Source organism: Brachybacterium halotolerans subsp. kimchii, from assembly GCF_020792675.1.
Taxonomy (GTDB): Bacteria; Actinomycetota; Actinomycetes; order Actinomycetales; family Dermabacteraceae; genus Brachybacterium; species Brachybacterium halotolerans.
The window spans coordinates 3707498-3728855 of sequence record NZ_CP086254.1 but is presented as its reverse complement, the minus strand read 5'-3'; the positions used below and the strand labels follow the sequence as shown (position 1 = coordinate 3728855).

The following is a 21358-nucleotide window of genomic DNA, read 5'->3' as shown; positions in this document are numbered from 1 at the left end:
GGGCGCGCTCCCGCGCAGTTCGCGGGAACCGGTTGCGGCACCCTGCGCGCCGTGGAAAGGTGGCGGCACCCGCACGGCGCTGAAGCCGTCAGGCTCCGGGCGCCGTCACCGCCGATGCAGGAGGTACACGTGAAGCTTCCCTGGCTCAGGTCCGCACTGGAGAACGAGGGTCCCTACGTCTCCGTCCACCTCGACACCACGCGGCTCGATCCGCAGGCCGTCACCGAGATCGAGGCCCGCTGGGCCCGTCTGCGCGACCAGCTCGCCGCGGCCGGCGCCCCTGCCCCGCTGCTCGACCGGATCGGCGAGACCCTGCTGACCCCGTCGGCACTCGGGGGGCGCCACGGACGCACCGTGATCGCCGCGGGCGACGAGATCGTCGTCGACCGCGTGCTGCCCGTGCCGCCGCTGCACGAGTCCGCGCACTTCGGCGACGAGCCCGAGCTGCTGCCCCTCCTCGAGCTCACGCCGTTCGCCGTGACCCAGCTCCTCATCGAGGTGGATCGGGCCGGCGCCGATCTGCGCCTGCGCGCGCCCGACGCCCCGTCCCTGAGCAGGCACGGCGAGGGCCTGGGTGAGGACGCGAGCGTCGACGGCGGCCACGACGAGCTGCACAAGGCGAGCCTCGGCGGCGGGGCCCAGCACGGCTGGCGCGCGAGCAACCTGGAGGCCCGTGTCGAGGACTCCTGGGAGCGCAACGCCGAGGCGGTCGCGCGCACCGTGGAGCGGATCGTGCGCGAGCAGCGGCCCGACATGGTGCTGCTGACCGGCGACGTGCGCTCGAGCGCACTGCTGAAGGCGGAGCTCGGCCAGGAGGCCCTCGAGCGCCTGTACGAGGTGCCCGGCGGCACCCGCGGCAAGAGCCTGGACCGTCCCGCCTTCCGCGAGGAGGTCGTCCGCGTGACGCGGGACTTCATCGCCCGCCACGAGGAGGACCTGCTCGCACGGTTCCGTGAGGCCAGCGGCCGGGACGGCGCCGCCGCCACCAGCGCGGACGACGTCGCCCAGGTGCTCGATCGCGGCCAGGTCGACGAGCTGCTGCTGGTCTCGGGACGCCCCTGCCCGGACGTCGAGCGCCTGCTGCTCAGCGCCATCCGCACCGACGCCGGCATCAGCGCGCTGCGCGAGGACACCGCGGGCTCCGACGTCCTCGTCGACGGGATCGGCGCGCTCCTGCGCTGGCACGACGAGGCGACCCCCGCGGCGAGCATCGGCAGCATGAGCGGCGATGCGCGGCGCGAAGGAGCGCACGAGGGGTCGAGCCCGAGCTGAGCGCCGCGATCGCGGCAGGTCGCGGCGACCGCGGCTGGTCGCGTCGACCGCGGCTGGTCGCGTCGACCGCGCACTCATGCAAGTCCGTCGGGCGGACCTCACTCGGAGGCGGTGAGGTTCCGCTCGAGCGGGCTGTAATGCGCGCGCACCGCCTTCTCGTACGCCGTCGTGTCGCCCGCCTCGAGGGCATCGACGATCGCGTCGTGCGCCTCGATGGTGAGGCGGATGTCCGTGGCGGGAGGCACGTCCAGAAGCGGGAGCGCCGAGGTGTGCACCTGCCAGAACGCATCGCCCAGCTGCATCATCAGCTCGTTGCCGAGCTTCGAGAGCACGGCCGCGTGGAACGCCTGGTCCGCGTCGGCGAAGGAGCGGCCGGCGGCGTGCGCGGCCCGCATCCGCTCCACCTCGGCACGGGCGGGAGCGAGGTCCTCGTCGCGCCATGCCTCGACGAGCCGCTGCCCGATCGAGAGGTCCAGGGCGATCCGCGCCTGGACGACCTCGCGCAGGGTGCGCAGGTCGTTGCCGTCGTTGAGGCGGGCGCGGAAGAGCAGTCCGTCCACGAGCGGGGCGAGCGACATCCTGCCCACGAACGTTCCGTGGCCGTGGCGCACCTCCACGATGTCCAGGGACGACAGGGTGCGCATCGCCTCGCGCACCGAGGAGCGCGCGACGCCCAGCTCCTCGACGAGCCGCGCCTCGGTGGGCATCGGATCCCCCGGATGCAGCCCTGAGCGCAGGATCAGATCCTTGATCCGGGCCACCACGTCCCCGCCCGCGTCGTTCCGGCGCATGCGCTCTCCTCCCTCACGAGGACCGCGCGATCGCGGTCCTGCATCCATGATGCGATCCGGGTCACGGTTCGGTAACCCGCGTCGATCCACTGGCATCGGGGTCTAGAGTACCGCTAGAACATCGGACATCAGACGTCTGATAAAGATTCCGCTCGATGCGCGGGACGCCGGAGGCGAGGACGCAGCCGTCTGCACGCACCCGGAGCCCTGGGCCTCGGACCGATCCGGTCCGGCCGAGCACTCCCACCCGAAGGGACGCACCGATCATGACCACGAAGACCACCCGCCGCAGTCTGCTCAGGAACGCAGGGCTCCTCACCGCCGCCGCAGGCATCGTCGGCGCCGTCGCCGCCTGCGCTCCGCGCGACGGCGAGGACGCCTCCTCGGACTCCGGCGGCGCCGCGGCGACGCAGGCCAAGGAGGACGGCGCCATCTCCGCCGCGATCTCCTACGAGCTCGGCACCAACGGCTACGACCCCATGACCACGAGCGCCGCGCTCACGGTCGCCGTCAACTGGCACACGCTCGAGGGCCTCACCGAGCTCCACCCCGTGACCCGCAAGGTCTACGCCGCTCTCGCCTCCGAGATCCCCTCGAGCGACGGCACCAGCGTCGACGTCGCCCTCCGCGACGGCGCGACCTTCCACGACGGCAGCGCGGTGACCCCCGATGACGTCGTCTTCTCCTTCGAGCGCGTGCTCGACCCCGACAACGCCTCGCTGTACGCGAGCTTCATCGACTTCATCGAGAAGGTCGAGAAGAAGGACGACACCACGGTGACGTTCACCCTCGCCCACCCCGTCGCGATCCTCGCCGAGCGCCTGAGCGTCGTGAAGATCGTGCCGGAGGCCGCGGTCGAGAAGGACCCCAAGGCCTTCGACGCGAAGCCCGTCGGCTCCGGCCCGTACTCCATGACGGACAACGGGGCCGCCTCGAAGAAGGTCGAGTTCGAGCGCTTCGAGAAGTACAACGGCCCCCAGCCCGCGAAGGCCGCGAAGATGACCTGGCAGATCATCCCCGACGCCTCCACGCGCACCAACGCCATGCAGTCCAAGACCGCCCAGGCGATCGACTCCGTGCCCTACCTCTCGATCGACCAGCTCAAGGGCTCGGCGACCGTCGAGTCCCCGCTCGGGTTCGGGCTGCTGTTCGCGATGTTCAACAACAGCGAGGACAACCCCTTCCACGACCTCAAGAACCGTCAGGCGCTCCTGTACGCGATCGACATGGAGAAGGTCATCGAGGACGGGCTGTCCGGCCAGGCAGAGGCGGCCACCTGCTTCGTCCAGAAGGACCACCCGGACTACAAGGAGGCGTCCACGGTCTACTCGCTCGACCTCGACAAGGCGAAGTCCCTGTTCCAGGAGACCGGCCTCACGAGCTTCCGACTGATGGCGACGGACCACGACTGGGTCAAGCAGTGCACGCCGATCATCCAGCAGTCCCTCGAGGCGGCCGGTGTGAAGGTCGAGTTCACCGAGAAGCAGTCCGCGGACGTCTACAACTCGATCGACGGCAAGCCCGATGCCTACGACGTGGTGATCGCGCCCGGCGATCCCTCGGTGTTCGGAGACGACCCCGATCTGCTCATGCGCTGGTGGTACTTCGCCGACACCTGGACCGACACCCGCATGCACTGGAAGGGCTCCGAGGGTTACACGAAGGTCACCGACCTGCTCAAGGAGGCCATGTCGGAGACCGACGAGGACAAGCAGAAGGCCCTGTGGCAGCAGACCTTCGACGCCATCTCGGACGACGTCCCGCTCTACCCGCTCTTCCACCGCAACGCCCCCTCGGCCTGGGACCCGAGCACTCTCGTCGGCTTCGAGCCCACGTCGCTGACCGGCCTGAGCTTCGTCGGGGTCGGCAGCACCCAGTGACGCCCGCCGCGGTGCGCGAGCATCTCGCGCACCGCGGCGCCGTCCATCGGCCCGACCCCCGCCGCCCCGCACCGCCCGTCCGCCCCCGGCCCGCCTGGAGGGATCCGTGTCCTCACTCGTCCGTCTGATCGGCAGGCGACTCGTCTCGCTGCCGCTCATGATCCTCGGCGTCACCCTGCTGGTGTTCGTCGTGATGTCGTTCTCGCCGTCGGACCCGGCGCGCCTCGCACTCGGCGAGTCCGCCTCGCCCGCCGCCCTCGCCCAGTACCGCGAGGCGAACGGGCTGAACGACCCGCTGGTCATCCGCTACCTGCGGTTCCTCGGCGGCATGCTCCACGGCGACCTCGGCACCACGAGTGGCAACACTCCCGTCACCGACGTGGTCGCCAAGGCCTTCCCCATCACGCTGCAGCTGACCTTCCTGGGCCTCGCCTTCGCGATCGTCCTGGCCGCGATCCTGGGCGTGCTCGCCGCCCTCTTCCGCGACCGCTGGCCCGACCAGCTCATCCGCGTGCTGTCCGTCGCCGCCCTCGCGACGCCGTCGTTCTGGCTCGCGATCCTGCTGATCCAGTGGCTCGGCGAGGTCCCGGGCGGCTGGGGCGCCTTCCCCGCCCTGGTCAGCCAGTGGGTCGGTCCGCTCACGGACCCGGCCGCCTGGTCCCACAACGTGGCTCTCCCCGCCATCGCCCTGGGAGTGCCGGTCGCGGGCTCCCTCACCCGCGTAGTGCGCACGGCGATGGTCGAGGAGTTGGACCGCGACTACGTGCGCACGGCGGTCGGCGCGGGAGTCCCCTACCCGGTCGTGGTCGCGCGCAACGTGCTGCGCAACGCGCTCATCACCCCGATCACGGTGCTCGGCCTGCGCGTGGGCTATCTGATGGGCGGCGCGGTGATCATCGAGATCATCTTCAACATCCAGGCGATGGGCCAGCTCATCCTCGACGGCGTGAAGCGCAACGACGTGTTCCTCGTCCAGGGCGTGACGCTCACCGTGGCGATCGCCTTCATCGTCGTGAACATCCTCGTGGACCTGCTCTACGTGCTCGTCAACCCCCGGATCAGGAGCATCTGACATGCGACGACGACTCGGCTCCCGCCTCGCCTCCGTCAGCGGCGCCCGCCCGGGCGCGCTGCGCTCCCTCCCCCTGCCCTCGAAGATCGCCCTGGGCTTCCTCGCCGTGCTGATCCTGGCCGCCGCACTCGCGTCCGTCATCAGCCCCTTCGACCCGCTCGCGACCGGCTCCCCCGTGCAGCCACCGAGCGCGGAGCACTGGATGGGCACCGACAGCGTGGGCCGCGACGTGTTCTCGCGACTGCTGCACGGCGCCCGCTCCTCGCTGCTGATCGGTCTGTGCGCCACGGCCGCAGCGCTCGTGGTCGCCGCCGTCCTGGGATCCTTCGCCGCGACCGCGGCGAAGCTGCCCTCCGAGGTCGTCATGCGCATCCTCGACGTGATCATGGCGTTCCCCGGCATCGCGCTCGCGGCCGTCTTCGTGGCGGTCTTCGGCACCTCGCTGCCGGTGATCATCTTCGCGATCGCCTTCCTGTACGTGCCGCAGCTGGCGCGCGTGGTCCGCGCGAACGTGCTCGCCCAGTTCGGCGAGGACTACGTCGCGGCATCGCAGGTCATGGGCGCCTCGACGGCGTGGATCCTGTTCAAGCACGTGGCGCGCAACTGCCTCGCGCCGATCATGGTCTTCGCGACCGTGCTCGTGGCCGACGCGATCGTCTTCGAGGCCTCGCTCTCGTTCATCAACGCGGGCGTGCAGCCGCCCTCGCCCTCCTGGGGCAACATCATGAGCGAGGGCAAGGCCGTGCTCCTGGCGGGCTACTGGTGGCCGACGTTCTTCCCGGGCGTCGCCATCCTGCTCACCGTCCTCGCCCTGAACATCCTCTCCGAGGGCCTCACCGACACCCTCGCGAGCCCCCGCATCAAGGCGTCGGTCGACGTCGACGCCGACGAGCGCGCGCAGGAGAAGATCCTGGAGGAGGCCGAGCAGAGCCCCGTGGTCGAGGACGCCCGAGCCGTCGCGCGCCCCGCCGCGGACGAGCAGCCCGGGGCGGAGAGGGCCGGGGCGGAGCGGGCCGGGTCGGAGCGGGCCGGAGGCGCAGTCGTCGAGCGCTCCGAGGCCGAGCCGTCGGTCGACGAGGGCGCAGTGCCTGCGGAGGACGTGCTCGGCGCGACCGACGCCGACACCGCCCGACAGGTCCTGCACGACTCGCTGCGCAGGCTCCGCGAGGCCGAGCAGGCGCGGGGCGAGCGTCCCGAGCCCGCGAGCGGCGCCCCGATCCTCCAGGTGCGCAACCTGCGGGTCGCCTTCCCCGAAGCGCACGGCGACGTCGACATCGTCGACGACGTCTCGTTCTCGGTGCGCCCCGGCGAGACCATGGGACTGGTGGGCGAGTCGGGGTCCGGCAAGTCCGTCACGAGCCTCGCGATCATGGGACTGCTCCCCCGCACGGCGCGGGTGAGCGGTGAGGTGCTCCTGGACGGGAGGAACGTCCTGGACCTGGGATCGAAGCAGCTCAACGCGCTGCGCGGCCACGACGTCGCGATGATCTACCAGGACGCGCTCAGCTCGCTGAACCCCTCGATGCTGATCCGCTCGCAGATGAAGCAGCTGACCTCTCGCGGCGGCACCCGCAGCGCGGAGGAGCTGCTCGAGCTCGTGGGCCTCGAGCCCGCGCGCACGCTCTCCTCCTACCCGCATGAGCTCTCGGGCGGGCAGCGCCAGCGCGTGCTGATCGCGATGGCGCTGACCCGCGACCCCCGCCTGGTGATCGCCGACGAGCCCACGACGGCACTCGACGTGACCATGCAGAGGCAGGTCGTGGAGCTGCTCGAGCGGCTGCGCGAGGAGCTGGGCTTCGCGATGGTCTTCGTCAGCCACGACCTCGCCCTGGTCTCCCAGCTCGCCCACCGGATCACCGTGATGTACGCGGGCCAGGTCGTGGAGCAGGGCAGCACCGCCCAGATCCTCACCGATCCCCGCCACGAGTACACGCGGGGCCTGCTGGGCTCCGTGCTCTCGATCGAGGCCCGTGCCGAGCGCCTGCTGCAGGTGCCCGGGACCGTGCCCTCGCCGCGGGAGTTCGCGACCGGGGACCGCTTCGCCCCGCGCTCGCAGGATCCGTCGGCCCGCCCCGACGTGCGCCCGCGGCTCGTCGCGATCGAGGAGCGCGAGCTCGCAGGTGCCTCCGCCGGGCCCCGGGCCGGCGAGCACCTGGTGGCGACGATCGACCGGGTCCCCGCCGCGCTGTCCTTCGACGGCGCCCCGGATCCGTCCGCGCAGCGCACGGCCCCGACCACCGGCGGGTCCCCTCGCCCCGCATCGCAGACCGACGACCGAGGAGTCCGCTCATGAGCGCCCAGGATGCCCGCCCCACAGGCGCCGCACGCGACGACCGGAGCGACGGCCCGGTGATCGAGCTGCGCGACGTGCACGTGGTGCACCGCCTGCGCACCGGCTCGCTCCTGCACCCCGACACCATCCGCGCGGTCGACGGCATCAGCCTGGGCGTGGACCGCGGACAGGTGCTCGGCATCGTCGGCGAATCCGGCTCGGGCAAGTCGACCCTGGCGCGCGTGATGACCGGACTGCAGAAGGTCACCAGCGGCGAGGTCCTCTTCCACGGCTCGGCGCTGGGACGCTCCCGCGCCGCCCGCAGGGACCTCGGCCGCACCATCTCGGTCGTCTTCCAGGACCCGGCGACGGCCCTCAATCCGCGACTCGTCGTCCGCGAGGCGCTCATGGACCCCCTGCGGGTCCACGGCATCGGCACCGAGAAGGAGCGCCTCGATCGGGTCACCGAGCTCGTCCACCAGGTCGGCCTGCCCGTCTCCGCGCTCGACGTTCTCCCCCGCCAGATCTCCGGCGGCCAGCGCCAGCGCGTCGCGATCGCGCGGGCCCTCACCCTGGAACCGGACGTGATCGTGGCCGACGAGCCCACGAGCGCCCTGGACGTCTCGGTCCGCGCCCAGGTGCTCAACCTGCTCATGGACCTCAAGGCCGAGCTCGGCCTGGGTCTCGTCTTCATCTCCCACGACATCTCGACGGTCCGCTTCGTCTCCGACGAGATCCTGGTGATGAACCGCGGACGCGCCGTCGAGCACGGCCCCGCCGCACAGGTCTTCGCCGACGCCGAGGACCCCTACACCCGCTCCCTGCTCGCCGCGGCTCCCACGCTGCTCTGAGCACAGGGATCATCGAAACTGCACACGAACTTCTCGGAGGAGACACCATGACCACCACCGCACCCGAGACCACCGACGGATCGACCGCGCTGCGGGGCGTCGTCCCGCCGCTGCTGACCCCGCTGACCGCCGAGGGCGACCTCGACCGGGCGAGCCTGAGCCGCCTCGTCGGCCGACTCCTCGAGGCCGGGGTCGACGGCATCTTCGCGCTCGGCTCGAGCGGCGAGGTCGCCTACCACGACGACGCCATGCGCGACCGCGTGCTCGACGCCGTCGTGGGCGAGGTCGCCGGTCAGGTGCCGGTGCTCGCGGGCGTCATCGACATGCAGGCCCACCGGGTGATCTCCCACGTGCGGGCCGCCGAGAAGCACGGCGTCGCCGGTGTCGTCGCGACCGCGCCGTTCTACGCGATCACCGGTCCCGACGAGATCGGCGCCCACTTCCGGGCGATCGGCGCGGCCTCCTCCGTGCCCGTGTGGGCCTACGACATCCCCGTCTGCGTGCACGTCAAGCTCGCCCCCGCCCAGCTCATGGAGCTCGCGGCCGACGGCGCGATCGCCGGGGTCAAGGACTCCAGCGGCGACGACGTGGCCTTCCGCCGCCTCGCCGAAATGAACCGCGCGGCAGGGTCCCCGCTGACGCTGCTGACCGGCCACGAGGTCGTCGTCGACGGCGCCTACCTCTCGGGGGCCGACGGCTCGGTGCCGGGGCTCGGCAACGTCGATCCCGCCGGATACGTGCGCATGGACCGCGCGGCCCGCGCGGGCGACTGGGACACCGTGCGCGCCGAGCAGGATCGCCTCGCGGCGCTGTTCGAGATCGTCTTCCAGCCCACCGACAAGGTAGGCCCCGCCGCCGGCGTGGGTGCCTTCAAGACCGCGCTGCGCGAGCTGGGCGTCATCTCGACCAACGCGATGTCGCTGCCCATGACCTCCATCGAGGGTGAGGCGGTCGACCGCATCCGCGCCATCCTCGACCAGGCGGGGCTGCTGGATGCCGTCCGCTGAGCACGCGGAGCGCACGGAGCCCACGGAGCCCACGGCGACGGACCATGGCTCGGACGCCGCCGCGGCCGGCGGCGCTGCGCTCACGGTGCTCGCGCTCGACATCGGCGGCACCAAGATCACGGCCGCACGGGTGAGGATCGCCCCGGACCGCTCCCGCGCCGAGGTGCTCGAGGAGGCGACCGTCCCGACCCCCGCGCGCGAAGGGGCCCGGGCCGTGCTCGAGGCGGCCCTCGATGCCGCATCGCACGTGACAGGCGACCCGAGCGGCAGTGGGAGCAGGGCCGGCGGTGCGAGCAGGACCGGTGTTGCGAGCAGGGCCGGAGTAGCGGATGACCGGCTTTCCGCCGTCGGCATCTCGACCGCCGGCGTCGTCGACGTCGCGCGCGGGGAGATCACGCACGCGACCTCCTCGCTGCCGGGGTGGCCGGGCACGCGCGTGGCCGCCGCCTTCACGGAACGCTTCGCGCTCCCCGCGCGAGCGCTCAACGACGTCCACGCGCACGGACTCGGCGAGGCCCTGTTCGGCACCGGACGGGACGCGTCCTCCCTGCTGCTCGTGGCCGTGGGCACGGGCATCGGCGGCGCCCAGGTGGTCGACGGCAGGCCGGTCGTGGGCGTGCGCGGCGCCGCGGGCCACGTGGGCCACGTGACCGTCCCCGAGGCCGCGTCCGTCCCATGCACGTGCGGTCGCGTCGGGCATCTCGAGGGACTCGCCTCCGGGCCCGGGATCCTCGACCTCGCCCGACGCCTCGGCGCCGACGCGGCGCAGTGCGCCGACGGCCCCGCCCTGGCCGCCGCCGCGCGCGCCGCAGACGGCCCGGCCCGCGAGGCCTATCGCCTGGCCGGTCTGGCCACGGGCCGCGTCATCGGCTCGCTCCTGAACGTGCTGGACGCCGAGACCGTGGCCCTCGCGGGCGGCGTGGTCGGCGCGAGCAAGGTCTGGGACGATGCCCTCAGGCAGGGCGTCGCGCGCGAGGCGATGGACGTCGTCGCGGCCACCCCCGTGGTCCGCGCGCGGGCCGGTTCGCGCGCGGCACTGCTGGGGGCGGCGGCCTGGGCGATCTCCTGACCCGGCATCCTGCGCCCCGGCGCCCGTCTGGTCCGCCTGTCCTCCAGTCCCCGACGCGCAGCCTCAGTCCCCGCTCCCGCTCCCGGAAGGATCCCGCCATGCATCCCCTGGTCTCCGCCCTCGAGGGCCGTCTCATCGTGTCCTGCCAGGCCTATCCCGGAGAGCCGATGCGCGACCCCGGCACCATGGCGCAGATCGCGGCCTCCGTCGAGCGCGGCGGCGCGGCCGCGGTGCGCGCCCAGGGTCTCGAGGACATCCGGCAGGTGAAGGAGGCCGTGGACGTCCCCGTGATCGGGATCTGGAAGGACGGCACGGAGGGCGTCTTCATCACGCCCACCCTCGATCACTGCCTCGCCGTCCTCGATGCCGGCGCGGACGTCCTGGCCCTCGATGGAACCACGCGCCCCCGGCCCGACGGCCGCTCCTTCGCCGAGACCGTCGCCGCCGTCCGCGAGCGCTTCTCCGGTCCGATCATGGCCGACTGCGACAGCGTGGAGTCGGCACTCGCGGCGGCAGAGGCGGGAGCCGACGTCATCGGCACCACGCTGGCCGGCTACACCGATGCGCGTCCCCGCACCGAGGGCCCCGACCTCGAGCTCCTGGGCGAGCTCGCAAGAGCGCTGCCCGCGACCTCCGTGCTCGTGGCCGAGGGCCGTGTGCACACGCCCGCGCAGGCCGCGGCCTGCGCGGATGCCGGGGCGTTCGCCGTGGTCGTCGGCACCGCGATCACTCACCCCACGACCCTCACCACCTGGTTCCGCGACGCGGTCGAGTCCTGAGATGGACCGGCGGGGGCATATGGTCCGGGACGGGCTCGCGGACGCCATGGCTCCGTCAGATCGTCCCGAGATCGTCTGCACCTGGGCAAGATCGACCTCGCCGATCGTGTCCTCGTGGTGAACCCCGACGGGTACCTCGGCGAGTCCACGCGCCGGGAGATCGCGCATGCGCGGGCGACGGGCACGCCCGTCGCCTTCACCGAGCCGGTCTGAGGTCGCGACCCACCGTCGGTCGGGTCCTGGCCGTCAGGACCCGTCCGTCAGGACTCGCGGCGGAGGCTCCGGGGCGAGGCGCCCGCGCTCGGATCCTCGTCCGAGGCCGCATCCCGTCCGTCGGCCCCGTCGGCCCCGTCCGCAGTGCTCGCCGCCCAGCTGCCGAGCACCGCGAGCGCGTCGGCCGCGCTCGAGCCGGGTGCGGCCGTGTACACGTTCAGCCGCAGGCCCGGGCTGGCGGAGATCTCGAAGGCCTCGTAGTCCAGCACCATCTCCCCCACGAGCGGGTGGCGGAGATGCTTGGTGCCGGCGCGGTGGAGCTTCACGTCCTGCTCGGCCCACAGCTCGCGGAAGCGGTCGGAGCGCGTGGAGAGCTCGCCGACGAGGTCCTGGAGGTCCTTGCTGAAGGGGTCGCGACCGGCCTCCGCGTGCAGGAAGGCGACCACGTCGCGCTGCGCGCCGGGGAAGTCGACGAAGAACTGCTGGGCGGAGGGCACCAGGAAGGCGAAGCGCGCCGTGTTCGGCTCGCTCATTGACTCGATCACAGGGCTGTACAGCGCCCTGCCCATCGCGTTCGCGGCGAGCACGTCGAAGCGGCCGTTGCGCACGAAGGCGGGCGCAGGAAGCATGTCGAGCATCCGGTGGACGGTGTCCGAGACCCGCGAGGGAGCAGCGCCGACCGGTCTCGGAGAGCGGGCCGCGGGCCCGCGGCGCGCACCCGCGGCCCGCACCAGCCGCCCCAGGTGCTCGGACTCGATGTCGTCGAGCAGCAGGGCGCGGGCGATGCCGCGCAGGACCTCCTCGGAGACGGACCCGACGCGCCCGCGCTCCATGCGGGTGTAGTACTCGACGCTGATCCCCGCGAGCAGGGCGACCTCCTCGCGGCGCAGCCCCTCGACCCGGCGGTGGCTGCCGAAGGCGGGCAGGCCCGCATCCTCGGGGCGCACGCGGGCACGGCGCGAGGCGAGGAACTCCCGCAGCTCGGTGATCGGATCCATGCTCGAAGACTACGGGGGCACCGGCAGGGTGCCAGACCCTGCCAGTGCCCCTCACGTCCTCGCGCTCCGTCCGCGCCCCTCGGCGGAGGGTCGCGGCCGTCCACCGCTCAGACGATGACGTCCGTCGGCGCGTCCCGCGCGGCCCGCCTGGCCGCCGCGCTGCGCCGCACCGCGGAGACGACCGTCAGCACGATCGCCCCCAGCAGCAGCGCATAGATGAGCCAGACGATGGGCCCGTCCAGGAGCGCGAGGGCGTTTCCGTCCGAGCTCATGAGCGCATCGCGCAGATTGGTCTCCGCGAGCGGTCCGAGCACCATGCCGATGATCAGCGGGGCCAGGGGGTAGTCGGCCAGCCGCATCAGGAAGCCGATGAGCCCGATCACCAGCAGGATCAGCAGATCGGCGACCGACGGACTGGTCGCGTAGATGCCCAGCCCGCAGAACATCGCGATCCCCGCGTACAGGTACGGCTTGGGGATCAGCAGCAGCTTCGCCCAGAGCTGGGCGAAGGGCATGTTGATCACCAGCAGCACGATCATCGCGAGGAAGAAGCTCGCCAGCAGCGTCCAGACCAGATCCGCGGAGCGGTCGAACAGCAGCGGACCGGGCTGCAGCCCGTACTGGCGGAAGGCGGCGAGCATCATCGCGGCGGTCGCGGAAACCGGCAGACCGAGGGCCAGCAGAGCGCCCATCGCCATGCCGGTGGTCGCGTTGCCCGCGGCCTCCGGTGCGGCCAGGCCCCGGATCGCGCCCTTGCCGAAGCGCGGGTTCCTGCGCCGCGCGTCCAGGCGGCGCTCGAGGCCGAAGGCGAGGAAGGTGGGCAGCTCGGACCCGCCGGCGGGGACCACGCCGAAGGGCAGACCGATGATGGTGCCGCGCGCCCAGGCGGGGGCCGCCTCCTTGAGCTCTGCGCGGTTCAGCCACGGACGGCCGGAGGCCTTCATCGGTGCGCGCGTGGGGTCGAAGCGCTCGCGGCAGGCCACGTAGATGACCTCGGCGAGCGCGAGCATCCCCACCGTGACGGTGACCAGCGAGATCCCGTCGAACAGCAGCGGCGAGCCCGCGGTGAAGCGCGGGGCGCCGCTGACGCCGTCGATGCCGATCACCGAGATGCCGATGCCCAGCAGCAGGGCCAGCAGGCCCTTGATCGCGGAGTCGGCGAGCACCGAGCTGGTCGCGAAGAAGGCGAACACGGCGAGCGCGAAGAACTCCGCGGGACCGAAGCTCGTGGAGAAGGCCGCGAGCCACGGCGCGAAGAACACCACGAGCACCGATGCCGCCATGCCGCCCACGAAGGCGCCGATCGCGGCGGTCGCGAGGGCCTGCGGCGCGCGTCCCGCGCGGGCCATCGCGTGGCCCTCGAAGGTCGAGGCGATCGCGGAGGCCTGGCCCGGGGTGTTCATGAGGATCGCCATCGTCGAGTCCCCGAAGAGACCGCCGAAGTAGATGCCGGAGAACATGATGAACGCCGCCGTCGGATCCAGGGCGAAGGTGACGGGCAGCAGCAGCGCGACCGCCATCGAGGACCCCAGTCCGGGCATGACGCCCACCGCGGTGCCCAGCAGGCACCCGATGAGCACCCACAGCAGGTTCGTGACGCTGAGGGCGTCGCCGAGCCCTCCCAGCAGCATGCTGATCGAATCCATCTCAGAATCCCCCTCCCAGCAGGCCCGAGGGCAGCGCGAGCCCGAGCGCCATGTCGAAGCAGATGTAGGCGACGGAGGAGACCGCGAGCGCGACCACCACGTCCATGAGCGGGCGGCGGGACCCGAAGGACCGCGAGACGCACCAGAACAGCAGTCCGCCGCCGAGGATCCAGCCGAGGTAGGGCAGGGTCACCGCGAACACGGCGAAGCCGCCCACCGCCCAGGCGAAGGGGCCCCACGCGATGCCGAGGCGACGCGTGACGGTACCCGCGATGCCCTCGGTCTCGTCGCGCCCGGCGGGGCGGGTGCGGTCGGGCGCGAGCGGGCTGTGACGGCGCACAACGCTGATGACCTGCACGACCACGAGCACCGCGATGCCCGCGGCGAGGATCTCGGGGACGAATCGCGGACCGGGGAACGAGGTCCCCTCGGGCAGCTTCATGGTCACGAGGCCCACGAACAGGTAGATCGCGAAGGCGGCCATGACTATGGGGACGGACAGCTCGGCGAGGAGACCGGTCTCCGGCTCGGCCGACGAGGCGTCGGGGTCGAGGTCGGTGCCGGGCGTCGTGCCGTCGGCCGGAACGAGTGTCGTGCCGCCGTTCGCGTCGAGGGCAGTGCCGTCGGCCGCGTCGAGGGCCGGCCCGTCGGCCGACGGGGTGTCAGGGGTCTGCGGTGCGGTGGTCATACGCCGAGCTCCTCGTACAGCGAGCGGATCAGCTTGGCCTGCTCGTCCAGGTAGTGCTGGACCTCGTCGCGGTCCACGATGTTCTCCGCCCAGTGGTAGTGGCGGACCGATTCCTTCCAGTCCGGCGTCGCGATCGTCTCCTCGATGATCGCCAGCAGCTGGGAGATCTCGTCCTCGCTGATCCCCGCCGGGGCGTGCATGGAGCGCCAGTTGGTGAGAGTGACGTCGTAACCGAGGTCCACGGTGGTGGGCAGGTCGATGCCGTCGATCGGCTTCTCGGCGACGACGGCGAGGGCCTTCAGCCTCCCGGACTCGATCATGTCCACGGAGTCGGGGTAGCCGCTCGAGGCGGCCTTCGCGGTGCCGTTCAGCAGGGCCTGGGTGGCCTCTCCCCCGCCGTCGGAGGAGATGTAGTTGACGTCGGAGCCCGTGACGCCGGCGGCCACGGCGAGCTGGGTGACCACGAGCTGGTCGAAGGAGCCGCCGCCCGTCCACGGGATGCCGCCCACGTCGTTCGTCCATGCCTCGACGAGGTCGTCGAGGCTCTCGAACTCGGATTCGCCGGGCACCACGATCACGTCGTTCTCCTCGACGACGACGCCGAGGTTCGTGACGTCCTCGAGGGTGGTCGAGGACCCGTACTGGATGGTCGCCGCGAGCAGGCCGGTGCCGCCGATCATGAGGGTCTCGGCGTGACCGCGCTGGCTGGCGAGGCTGGACAGTGCGATGGTGCCGCCCGCGCCGGGGATGTTCACGACCTGCGTGTTGTTCACGATGCCGCCGGCGCGCTGCGCCTGCTGCATCGAGCGCGCCGCAGTGTCCCATCCGCCGCCGGCGGCGGCGGGGGCGATGATCGTGAGGGAGGCGCGCAGGTCCTCGCCGCCGGAGGCGGAGGCGATCGACCCGTAGGTGGCGGTGCCGATGGCGCCCGCGGCGACGATGCCGCCCAGCGCCTTCAGGGCCGTCCGGCGCGGCGGGGCCGGATCCGGTGCCGGTGGCGATGCCGGCGGCTGGTCGTTCGGTGGTTCTTCGGGGGGCATGGGACTCCTGGGACGGGGGCATCGCGCCACCGTGAGGAGGTGCGCGGCGGCGATGCCGAGCGGGCCCGGTCCGGACCGCACAGGGTCCGCGCCGGAGAGGGAGGAGCCGACACCCTAGCGCGGCACGGCCGTGCTCCGCGCGTCCTGCCCGCGTGGCGGGAGCTCGCCCGGACTCGCGCGCGGCCGCACCATGGCCCCCACACGGTCGCACCATGCACTTTTACCTGAAGCGGCGATTCTTTACGGGCATGACCTGCGTCGACACCACGGGGAGCGCGCCACGTCACGTGCTGGCCCCCGGATCCTTGGCGCGACGACCAGACTTCGTTCCCCCAACATTCAGGTCACGCGCAGGTAACGGCGTGTCGTGTGAGCCACCGAGCATTCAAGGTCAAAGCTCTGCCAACTCTTCTTCACCAGCCTTGAGGCGCGCCCCCGCCCCGCCCGTACGGTGGCCGACGCAGATGCACCCCGGTTCGCTTGCACCCCCGGCGGTACGGCAGCTGCTCCAGGACTTCCCCCTTATCGACGACTCTCGAAGGAGCCATCTCCCATGTCGACCCATGAGAGCACCTCGACGCTCAACGCATACCTCCGCCGCGGCGCCATCGCGATCGCCGGCGGCGCCCTCGTCGCCACCGGCATGATGGCGACCACCAGCACCGACGCCCACGCCGATCAGTGGGACACCGTCGCTCAGTGCGAGTCCGGCGGCAACTGGTCCACCAACACCGGCAACGGCTTCAAGGGCGGACTGCAGTTCACCGACTCCACCTGGAAGGCGTACGGCGGCACCGGCAGCCCGCAGAACGCCTCCAAGGCGCAGCAGAAGGCCGTCGCCGAGCGCGTGCTCGCCGGCCAGGGCAAGGGCGCATGGCCCGTCTGCGGCAAGGGCCTCTCCGGCTCGGGCGATTCCAACGCCTCCATCCCCAGCGGCGGCTCCTCGAGCTCGAGCCAGAAGAGCTCCTCCTCGAACTCCTCGTCCTCGAACTCCTCCAAGAGCACCAGCTCGAAGCAGTCCAGCAAGCCCCAGGGCGACTGGAGCTGCGACGGCGACGGCATCGCCAACAACTGCACCGAGAACGGCTTCACCAAGAAGACCGAGAAGAAGCAGAGCACCTCGCAGTCCACCTCCGGCACCAAGAAGTCCAGCGAGAAGCAGGGCGACTGGAGCTGCGACGGCGACGGCATCGCGAACAACTGCACCGAGAACGGCTTCACCAAGGAGACCGCGAAGAAGAGCACCTCGCAGTCCCCCTCGAACTCCTCGGCCCCCGGCATCTCCGTGGCGGGCACCCTGGACGTCGACGGCAAGATGGGCCCGAAGACCGTCTCGGCTCTGCAGGACTGGCTGAACATCGACCAGACCGGCAAGATGGACGCGCAGACCGTCAAGGCCGTCCAGGCCTGGACCGGCAACACCCAGGACGGCGAGCTCGGCTCGGCGACCGTCAAGGGCATCGAGCACCACGTCGGCGCCAGCCAGAACGGCGGCGACCAGCTGGACTCGGGCAGCGTCAAGACCCTGCAGGCGTTCCTGAACCTGTACTGATCCGGACTCGGGAGTCCCTCCCGCACTCCGCGGATCCGAAGACCGCGGCGGCGAAGCACTCGTGCCTCGCCGCCGCGGTCTTCTGCGTTCCCCGCAGTCCCGGCGCCCCGCAGTCCGGGCGCCCCGCAGCAAGGGCGCCCCGCGCTCCCGATGCCAGCCCGACTCCCGCTCGGCGTCGACCCGCCGTCGGCCCCTCCCATCCGGGGCTGGGCGGGCACTGAACACTCCACGAACACGGCCCCAGGGTTCGACCTGTACCGTCGCCCGGGCCGTCCACCCCAGGAGGATCCATGACCACCATCAGGACCACCGCCCGACGCGCCCTCGGCGCCGTCTCCCTCACCGCCGTCCTCGCCCTCGCCGCATGCGGCGGCGGGCAGGGGGCCGACCAGTCCGGCTCCGGTCAGCAGCAGGGCTCCCAGCAGTCCGCGAGCGACGGAGGCCAGCAGGGTCTGCAGTCCCAGCAGGGAGAGCAGGGCAAGCCCGACCTCTCCGGCGTTCCCGATCCCGTCGCCGAGGTCAGCGGCACGAAGATCAGCAAGGACGAGTTCAGCCAGGCCTACGAGTCCCAGTACCAGCAGGCCACCATGTCGCAGCAGTCCGGCGGGCAGGCGCCCGACGAGGACTCGCTCAAGAAGCAGGTCGCGGACCAGCTGGTGGACAACCAGCTGCTCACCCAGGCCGCCGACAAGGCCGGCATCAAGGCCGGGGACGACGACATCGACAAGACCCTGGACACCATCGCCCAGCAGAACGGCATGAAGTCCGGCGACGAGGTCGTCAAGGCTCTCGAGCAGCAGGGCTCGAGCGAGAAGCAGGTCCGCCAGGACGCCGCCTCCCAGTTCGAGCTGACCGCGTACATCGACAAGAAGGCGAAGATCTCCGATCCCAGCGAGAAGGAGCTCAAGCAGCAGTACGCGCAGCTGAAGAAGCAATACGAGCAGGCCGGCCAGGCCCAGAGCCAGTCCGGCGGCTCCTCCGGCGCGAGCGACAGCGGGGGCTCCACGCAGGTGCCCGCCTACAAGGACGTCAAGGACCAGCTCGCCCAGCAGGCGAAGACCCAGCAGGAGGGCGAAGCGGCCACGAAGATCGCCCAGGACCTGCGCAAGGACGCGGACGTGACCATCAACCTCTGAGGTCGAGTCCCCGACACCTCTCCACCGCGCCGGCGGCGGATGCTCCAGGGCATCCTCCGCCGGCGCCGTGCGTCTCGAGGATGTCGCGTCGCCCGGGTGCCGCGTCGCCCGGGTGCGGCGCATCCCGAGTGCCGGAGCAAAGCGCGGCAACAACGTTGCCATGCGCGCGGCGCCGTCCAGAATCGGAGTACCGGCGCAGCGGACCCTGGTCCCCGCCGGACACCACGGCGAAGCAGTGAGAATCGAGCCCCCGCGTGCTCCCTCCCCACTTCTGCCTCTCAAGGACGAGACACGGAGATGTGCATGAGCACGATTCAGGCCCCCAGGACCACGGCGGCCCCGACACCCCACCGGGTTCGCCCCTTCGGATGGCGCGACAAGTTCGGGTACATGTTCGGCGACTTCGGGAACGACTTCACGTTCCTGCTGCAGTCCTCGTTCTTCCTGATCTTCTACACGAACGTCATGGGCATCAACCCGGCCCACGTGGGCACCCTGCTGTTCGCGGCCCGCATCGTCGACGCCTTCACCGACGTGGGCGCGGGACGCCTGATCGACGTGCTGAAGCCCGGCCGGTCGGGCCGCTTCAAGCCCTGGCCCCTGCGGATCATGATCCCCGTCGCTGTGATGGCCGTGCTGATGTTCAGCCCGTTCGTGCAGGACGGCACCTACGGGGCGCGCCTCGCCTGGATGATCGTCACCTACATGCTGTGGGGCTCGGTCTTCTACACGCTGATCAACATCCCCTACGGCTCGATGGCCTCGGTCATCTCGAACAAGGTGGGAGAGCGCTCGTCGCTGTCCGTGTTCCGCTCGCTCGGCGGCACCCTCGCGAATCTCGCGGTCCCCGTGGTGCTCCCCCTGGTCGTCTACGTGCAGATCGACGGCCGCTCCGAGCTCTCCGGCACCCGCATGATGCTCGCTGCGCTGGCCTGCGCGATCCTCGCGGTCGTCTGCTACGTGCTCTGCTACGTCAACGTCGAGGAGCGCATCGAGACCCCGCCCAAGCCCAAGGCCGAGCGCATGGGCTTCGGGGCCGTGATGGGCACGCTCCTCACGAACCGCGCGCTGACCGGCATCGTCGTGGGCGCGCTGCTGATGCTCATCGGCCAGATGTCCCTGATGGCGCTGCTGCCGTACGTCTACAACGACGTCTACAACCACGGCTCGCTGCTCTCGCTCGTGAACCTCGTGGGCCTGATCCCGACCCTGCTGCTCGTCCCCTTCGCGACCGCGCTGGGCAAGCGGTTCGGCAAGAAGGAGTTCGGCATCTTCGGCATGGGACTCGCCTTCGTCGCCGCTCTGATCCTGTGCGTGATCCGCACCGACAGCCCGATCGTCTTCATGATCGGCTACATGCTGATGATGCTCGGCATCGGCTGCATCAACCTGCTGATCTGGGCGTTCATCACCGACGTGATCGACTTCCAGGAGATCCGCACCGGCGAGCGGAACGACGCGACCGTGTACTCGATCTACTCGTGGGCCCGTAAGCTCGGCCAGGCCTTCGCCGGAGGACTCGCCGGCTGGGCGCTGGCCTGGATCGGCTACAAGGAGGGAGGCGTCCAGCAGACCGAGGGCGTGCTGGGCGGCGTCTACAGCCTGACCACCCTCCTGCCGGGCCTGCTCTTCGCGGCCACCGCCCTCGTCTTCGCCTTCTGGTACCCGCTGTCGAAGAAGCGCGTGCACGAGAACGTCGCCGCCCTGGAGGCCAAGCACGAGGCCGAGGGGACGCAGGCCTGATCCGACCGTCGGCGGCTCCTCGCGGGGGCCGCCGACTCCATCGACGCGGGGAGCTCGAGGAGCCGGCCCGCCCCATCCGGCCCGCATCGCGGGCCACCCGTCACCCACCGCAGACAGTCACCCACCGCAGACAGGAGACACCATGTCGGAAAAGAACGTACGGCTCGGCATCATCGGACTCGGGGCCCAGGGCGGCATGTACGCCGGGCTCCTGGCCGACGGGAAGATCGAGGGCATGACCCTCGGCGCGATCGCCGACACGGACCCGGCCAAGAAGGACCTCGCCGCGCAGAAGCACGCGGGAGTGCCGTTCTACGACGACTACGTCGCGATGCTCGACTCGGGCGATGTCGACGCGGTGGTCACCACGGTCCCCCACTACCTGCACCCCGAGATGACGATCACCGCGATCGGCAAGGGCATCCACACGCTCACGGAGAAGCCGGCCGGCGTGTACACGAAGCAGGTCGAGGAGATGAACGCCTTCGCGGCCGCGCACCCCGAGACCACCTTCGCGATCATGTTCAACCAGCGCACCAACCCCGTGTACACCGACCTCAAGGCCCTCATCGGCTCCGGGGAGCTCGGGCGGCTGCGCCACACCTCGTGGATCATCACCACCTGGTGGCGCCCCCAGGCCTACTACGACCAGTCCGCATGGCGCGCCACCTGGGGCGGCGAGGGCGGCGGCGTCCTCGTGAACCAGGCCCCCCACCAGCTGGACCTCTGGCAGTGGCTGTGCGGCGTCCCGCAGAAGGTGTTCGCGAAGCTCGCCTTCGGCTTCCAGCGCGACATCGCCACCGAGGACGAGGTGAACGCCGTCGTCGACTTCGGCGACGGGGCCACCGGCAGCTTCATCACCTCGACGAACGACATCATCGGCACCGACCGCCTCGAGATGCTGTTCGACAAGGGGAAGATCGTCGTGGACGCCTCCAAGAAGGTGACGATCACCCGCCTGAAGCAGGACGAGCGCTCGCTGTCCGACGGCATGTCCGCCGAGGACGTGGGCAAGCTGTTCATGGGCAAGATCGACACCGCCGACCTCTACGAGACCGAGGTCAAGGAGTACGAGTCGGCCTGGGGCCAGCAGCACATCAGCGTCCTGACCAACTTCGCGGCCCACATCAACGACGGCACCCCGCTGATCGCCGACGGGGCCGAGGGCATCAACGGCGTCCGCCTCGCCTCCGGCATGCAGCTCTCGGCCTGGACCGGCCGCGAGATCGACCTCGTGGAGTACCCGGCCGACGAGTACCTCACCGAGCTCAACAAGCGCATCGAGGCCGAGGGCCAGTTCCCCACGCGCTCCTGAGCCCTGGACCCGGGCGCCCGCGCTGGTCGCGGTG

At 71.3% G+C, this 21358-nt stretch carries 17 protein-coding genes; 12 read left to right on the top strand and 5 right to left on the bottom strand.

Translation table 11 applies throughout. The annotated features are described in order from the left end of the window. Positions 1-129: 129 nt before the first annotated feature. The gene (locus tag Bra3105_RS16675) at positions 130-1272 is read left to right on the top strand and encodes a baeRF2 domain-containing protein (protein WP_228357806.1); all 1143 of its coding nucleotides are present in this window, start codon (positions 130-132) and stop codon (positions 1270-1272) included. 98 nt (positions 1273-1370) lie between these two features. Here Bra3105_RS16675 and Bra3105_RS16670 read toward each other — a convergent pair whose 3' ends face one another. After that, a complete protein-coding gene (locus Bra3105_RS16670; RefSeq protein ID WP_228357805.1) occupies positions 1371-2063 on the bottom strand; it encodes a FadR/GntR family transcriptional regulator in 693 nt (230 codons plus the stop codon). Between the two features lie 266 nt (positions 2064-2329). Between Bra3105_RS16670 and Bra3105_RS16665 the strand changes: the two genes are divergently transcribed. The 7 genes from Bra3105_RS16665 (at position 2330) to Bra3105_RS16635 (ending at position 10993) form a co-directional block, all read left to right on the top strand. Next, a complete protein-coding gene (locus Bra3105_RS16665; protein WP_228357804.1) occupies positions 2330-3943 on the top strand; it encodes an ABC transporter substrate-binding protein in 1614 nt (537 codons plus the stop codon). A 106-nt stretch (positions 3944-4049) separates the two neighbouring features. Further along, a complete protein-coding gene (locus Bra3105_RS16660; RefSeq protein WP_200501759.1) occupies positions 4050-5015 on the top strand; it encodes an ABC transporter permease in 966 nt (321 codons plus the stop codon). Between the two features lies 1 nt (position 5016). After that, complete coding sequence (locus Bra3105_RS16655; protein ID WP_228357803.1) at positions 5017-7308, top strand: dipeptide/oligopeptide/nickel ABC transporter permease/ATP-binding protein; 2292 nt, start codon at positions 5017-5019, stop codon at positions 7306-7308. After that, positions 7305-8138 (top strand): ABC transporter ATP-binding protein, encoded by an 834-nt coding sequence (locus Bra3105_RS16650; RefSeq protein WP_228357801.1) that lies wholly within the window; start codon positions 7305-7307, stop codon positions 8136-8138. The genes Bra3105_RS16655 and Bra3105_RS16650 overlap by 4 nt, the downstream gene beginning before the upstream one ends. A 47-nt stretch (positions 8139-8185) precedes the next feature. Then, complete coding sequence (locus tag Bra3105_RS16645) at positions 8186-9145, top strand: dihydrodipicolinate synthase family protein (protein WP_228357800.1); 960 nt, start codon at positions 8186-8188, stop codon at positions 9143-9145. After that, positions 9132-10214 carry an ROK family protein gene (locus Bra3105_RS16640; protein WP_228357799.1) on the top strand — a complete coding sequence of 361 codons (1083 nt, stop codon included), beginning with the start codon at positions 9132-9134 and terminating at the stop codon, positions 10212-10214. The genes Bra3105_RS16645 and Bra3105_RS16640 overlap by 14 nt, the downstream gene beginning before the upstream one ends. A 98-nt stretch (positions 10215-10312) precedes the next feature. Next, positions 10313-10993, top strand: coding sequence for an N-acetylmannosamine-6-phosphate 2-epimerase (locus Bra3105_RS16635; protein WP_228357797.1), 681 nt, complete (start codon positions 10313-10315; stop codon positions 10991-10993). Positions 10994-11253: 260 nt separating this feature from the next. On the opposite strand, the gene Bra3105_RS16630 is transcribed toward Bra3105_RS16635, so the two are convergent. The 4 genes from Bra3105_RS16630 to Bra3105_RS16615 form a co-directional block, all read right to left on the bottom strand. Further along, entirely contained in the window at positions 11254-12204 is a 951-nt protein-coding gene (locus Bra3105_RS16630; protein WP_200501765.1) for a helix-turn-helix transcriptional regulator, read from the bottom strand. 107 nt (positions 12205-12311) lie between these two features. Further along, positions 12312-13850, bottom strand: a complete 1539-nt coding sequence (locus tag Bra3105_RS16625; RefSeq protein ID WP_200501766.1) for a tripartite tricarboxylate transporter permease — start codon at positions 13848-13850, stop codon at positions 12312-12314. 1 nt (position 13851) lies between these two features. Further along, positions 13852-14538, bottom strand: a complete 687-nt coding sequence (locus Bra3105_RS16620) for a tripartite tricarboxylate transporter TctB family protein (RefSeq protein WP_228357796.1) — start codon at positions 14536-14538, stop codon at positions 13852-13854. Continuing rightward, positions 14535-15578: a tripartite tricarboxylate transporter substrate binding protein gene (locus Bra3105_RS16615; protein ID WP_228357795.1), complete on the bottom strand. Its 1044-nt coding sequence runs from the start codon at positions 15576-15578 to the stop codon at positions 14535-14537. The genes Bra3105_RS16620 and Bra3105_RS16615 overlap by 4 nt, the downstream gene beginning before the upstream one ends. A 553-nt stretch (positions 15579-16131) precedes the next feature. Between Bra3105_RS16615 and Bra3105_RS18595 the strand changes: the two genes are divergently transcribed. The 4 genes from Bra3105_RS18595 to Bra3105_RS16595 all read left to right on the top strand — a co-directional run bounded on the left by Bra3105_RS18595 (position 16132) and on the right by Bra3105_RS16595 (position 21324). Beyond that, the gene (locus Bra3105_RS18595) at positions 16132-17130 is read left to right on the top strand and encodes a transglycosylase family protein (RefSeq protein WP_323188831.1); all 999 of its coding nucleotides are present in this window, start codon (positions 16132-16134) and stop codon (positions 17128-17130) included. Between the two features lie 290 nt (positions 17131-17420). Beyond that, positions 17421-18266 (top strand): SurA N-terminal domain-containing protein, encoded by an 846-nt coding sequence (locus Bra3105_RS16605; protein ID WP_228357794.1) that lies wholly within the window; start codon positions 17421-17423, stop codon positions 18264-18266. Between the two features lie 303 nt (positions 18267-18569). Continuing rightward, the gene (locus Bra3105_RS16600; RefSeq protein ID WP_228357793.1) at positions 18570-20009 is read left to right on the top strand and encodes an MFS transporter; all 1440 of its coding nucleotides are present in this window, start codon (positions 18570-18572) and stop codon (positions 20007-20009) included. Between the two features lie 142 nt (positions 20010-20151). Continuing rightward, the gene (locus tag Bra3105_RS16595; RefSeq protein WP_228357790.1) at positions 20152-21324 is read left to right on the top strand and encodes a Gfo/Idh/MocA family protein; all 1173 of its coding nucleotides are present in this window, start codon (positions 20152-20154) and stop codon (positions 21322-21324) included. Positions 21325-21358: the final 34 nt, after the last annotated feature.

What these genes read in the sequence shown, in the direction of transcription:
- Bra3105_RS16625 (WP_200501766.1), bottom strand. Translation starts at nt 13,850, where the DNA reads ATGGATTCGATCAGCATGCTGCTGGGAGGGCTCGGCGACGCCCTCAGC.
- Bra3105_RS16620 (WP_228357796.1), bottom strand. Translation starts at nt 14,538, where the DNA reads ATGACCACCGCACCGCAGACCCCTGACACCCCGTCGGCCGACGGGCCG.
- Bra3105_RS16600 (WP_228357793.1), top strand. Translation starts at nt 18,570, where the DNA reads ATGAGCACGATTCAGGCCCCCAGGACCACGGCGGCCCCGACACCCCAC.
- Bra3105_RS16605 (WP_228357794.1), top strand. Translation starts at nt 17,421, where the DNA reads ATGACCACCATCAGGACCACCGCCCGACGCGCCCTCGGCGCCGTCTCC.
- Bra3105_RS16655 (WP_228357803.1), top strand. Translation starts at nt 5,017, where the DNA reads ATGCGACGACGACTCGGCTCCCGCCTCGCCTCCGTCAGCGGCGCCCGC.
- Bra3105_RS16635 (WP_228357797.1), top strand. Translation starts at nt 10,313, where the DNA reads ATGCATCCCCTGGTCTCCGCCCTCGAGGGCCGTCTCATCGTGTCCTGC.
- Bra3105_RS16630 (WP_200501765.1), bottom strand. Translation starts at nt 12,204, where the DNA reads ATGGATCCGATCACCGAGCTGCGGGAGTTCCTCGCCTCGCGCCGTGCC.
- Bra3105_RS16615 (WP_228357795.1), bottom strand. Translation starts at nt 15,578, where the DNA reads ATGCCCCCCGAAGAACCACCGAACGACCAGCCGCCGGCATCGCCACCG.
- Bra3105_RS18595 (WP_323188831.1), top strand. Translation starts at nt 16,132, where the DNA reads ATGTCGACCCATGAGAGCACCTCGACGCTCAACGCATACCTCCGCCGC.
- Bra3105_RS16640 (WP_228357799.1), top strand. Translation starts at nt 9,132, where the DNA reads ATGCCGTCCGCTGAGCACGCGGAGCGCACGGAGCCCACGGAGCCCACG.
- Bra3105_RS16665 (WP_228357804.1), top strand. Translation starts at nt 2,330, where the DNA reads ATGACCACGAAGACCACCCGCCGCAGTCTGCTCAGGAACGCAGGGCTC.
- Bra3105_RS16595 (WP_228357790.1), top strand. Translation starts at nt 20,152, where the DNA reads ATGTCGGAAAAGAACGTACGGCTCGGCATCATCGGACTCGGGGCCCAG.
- Bra3105_RS16670 (WP_228357805.1), bottom strand. Translation starts at nt 2,063, where the DNA reads ATGCGCCGGAACGACGCGGGCGGGGACGTGGTGGCCCGGATCAAGGAT.
- Bra3105_RS16645 (WP_228357800.1), top strand. Translation starts at nt 8,186, where the DNA reads ATGACCACCACCGCACCCGAGACCACCGACGGATCGACCGCGCTGCGG.
- Bra3105_RS16650 (WP_228357801.1), top strand. Translation starts at nt 7,305, where the DNA reads ATGAGCGCCCAGGATGCCCGCCCCACAGGCGCCGCACGCGACGACCGG.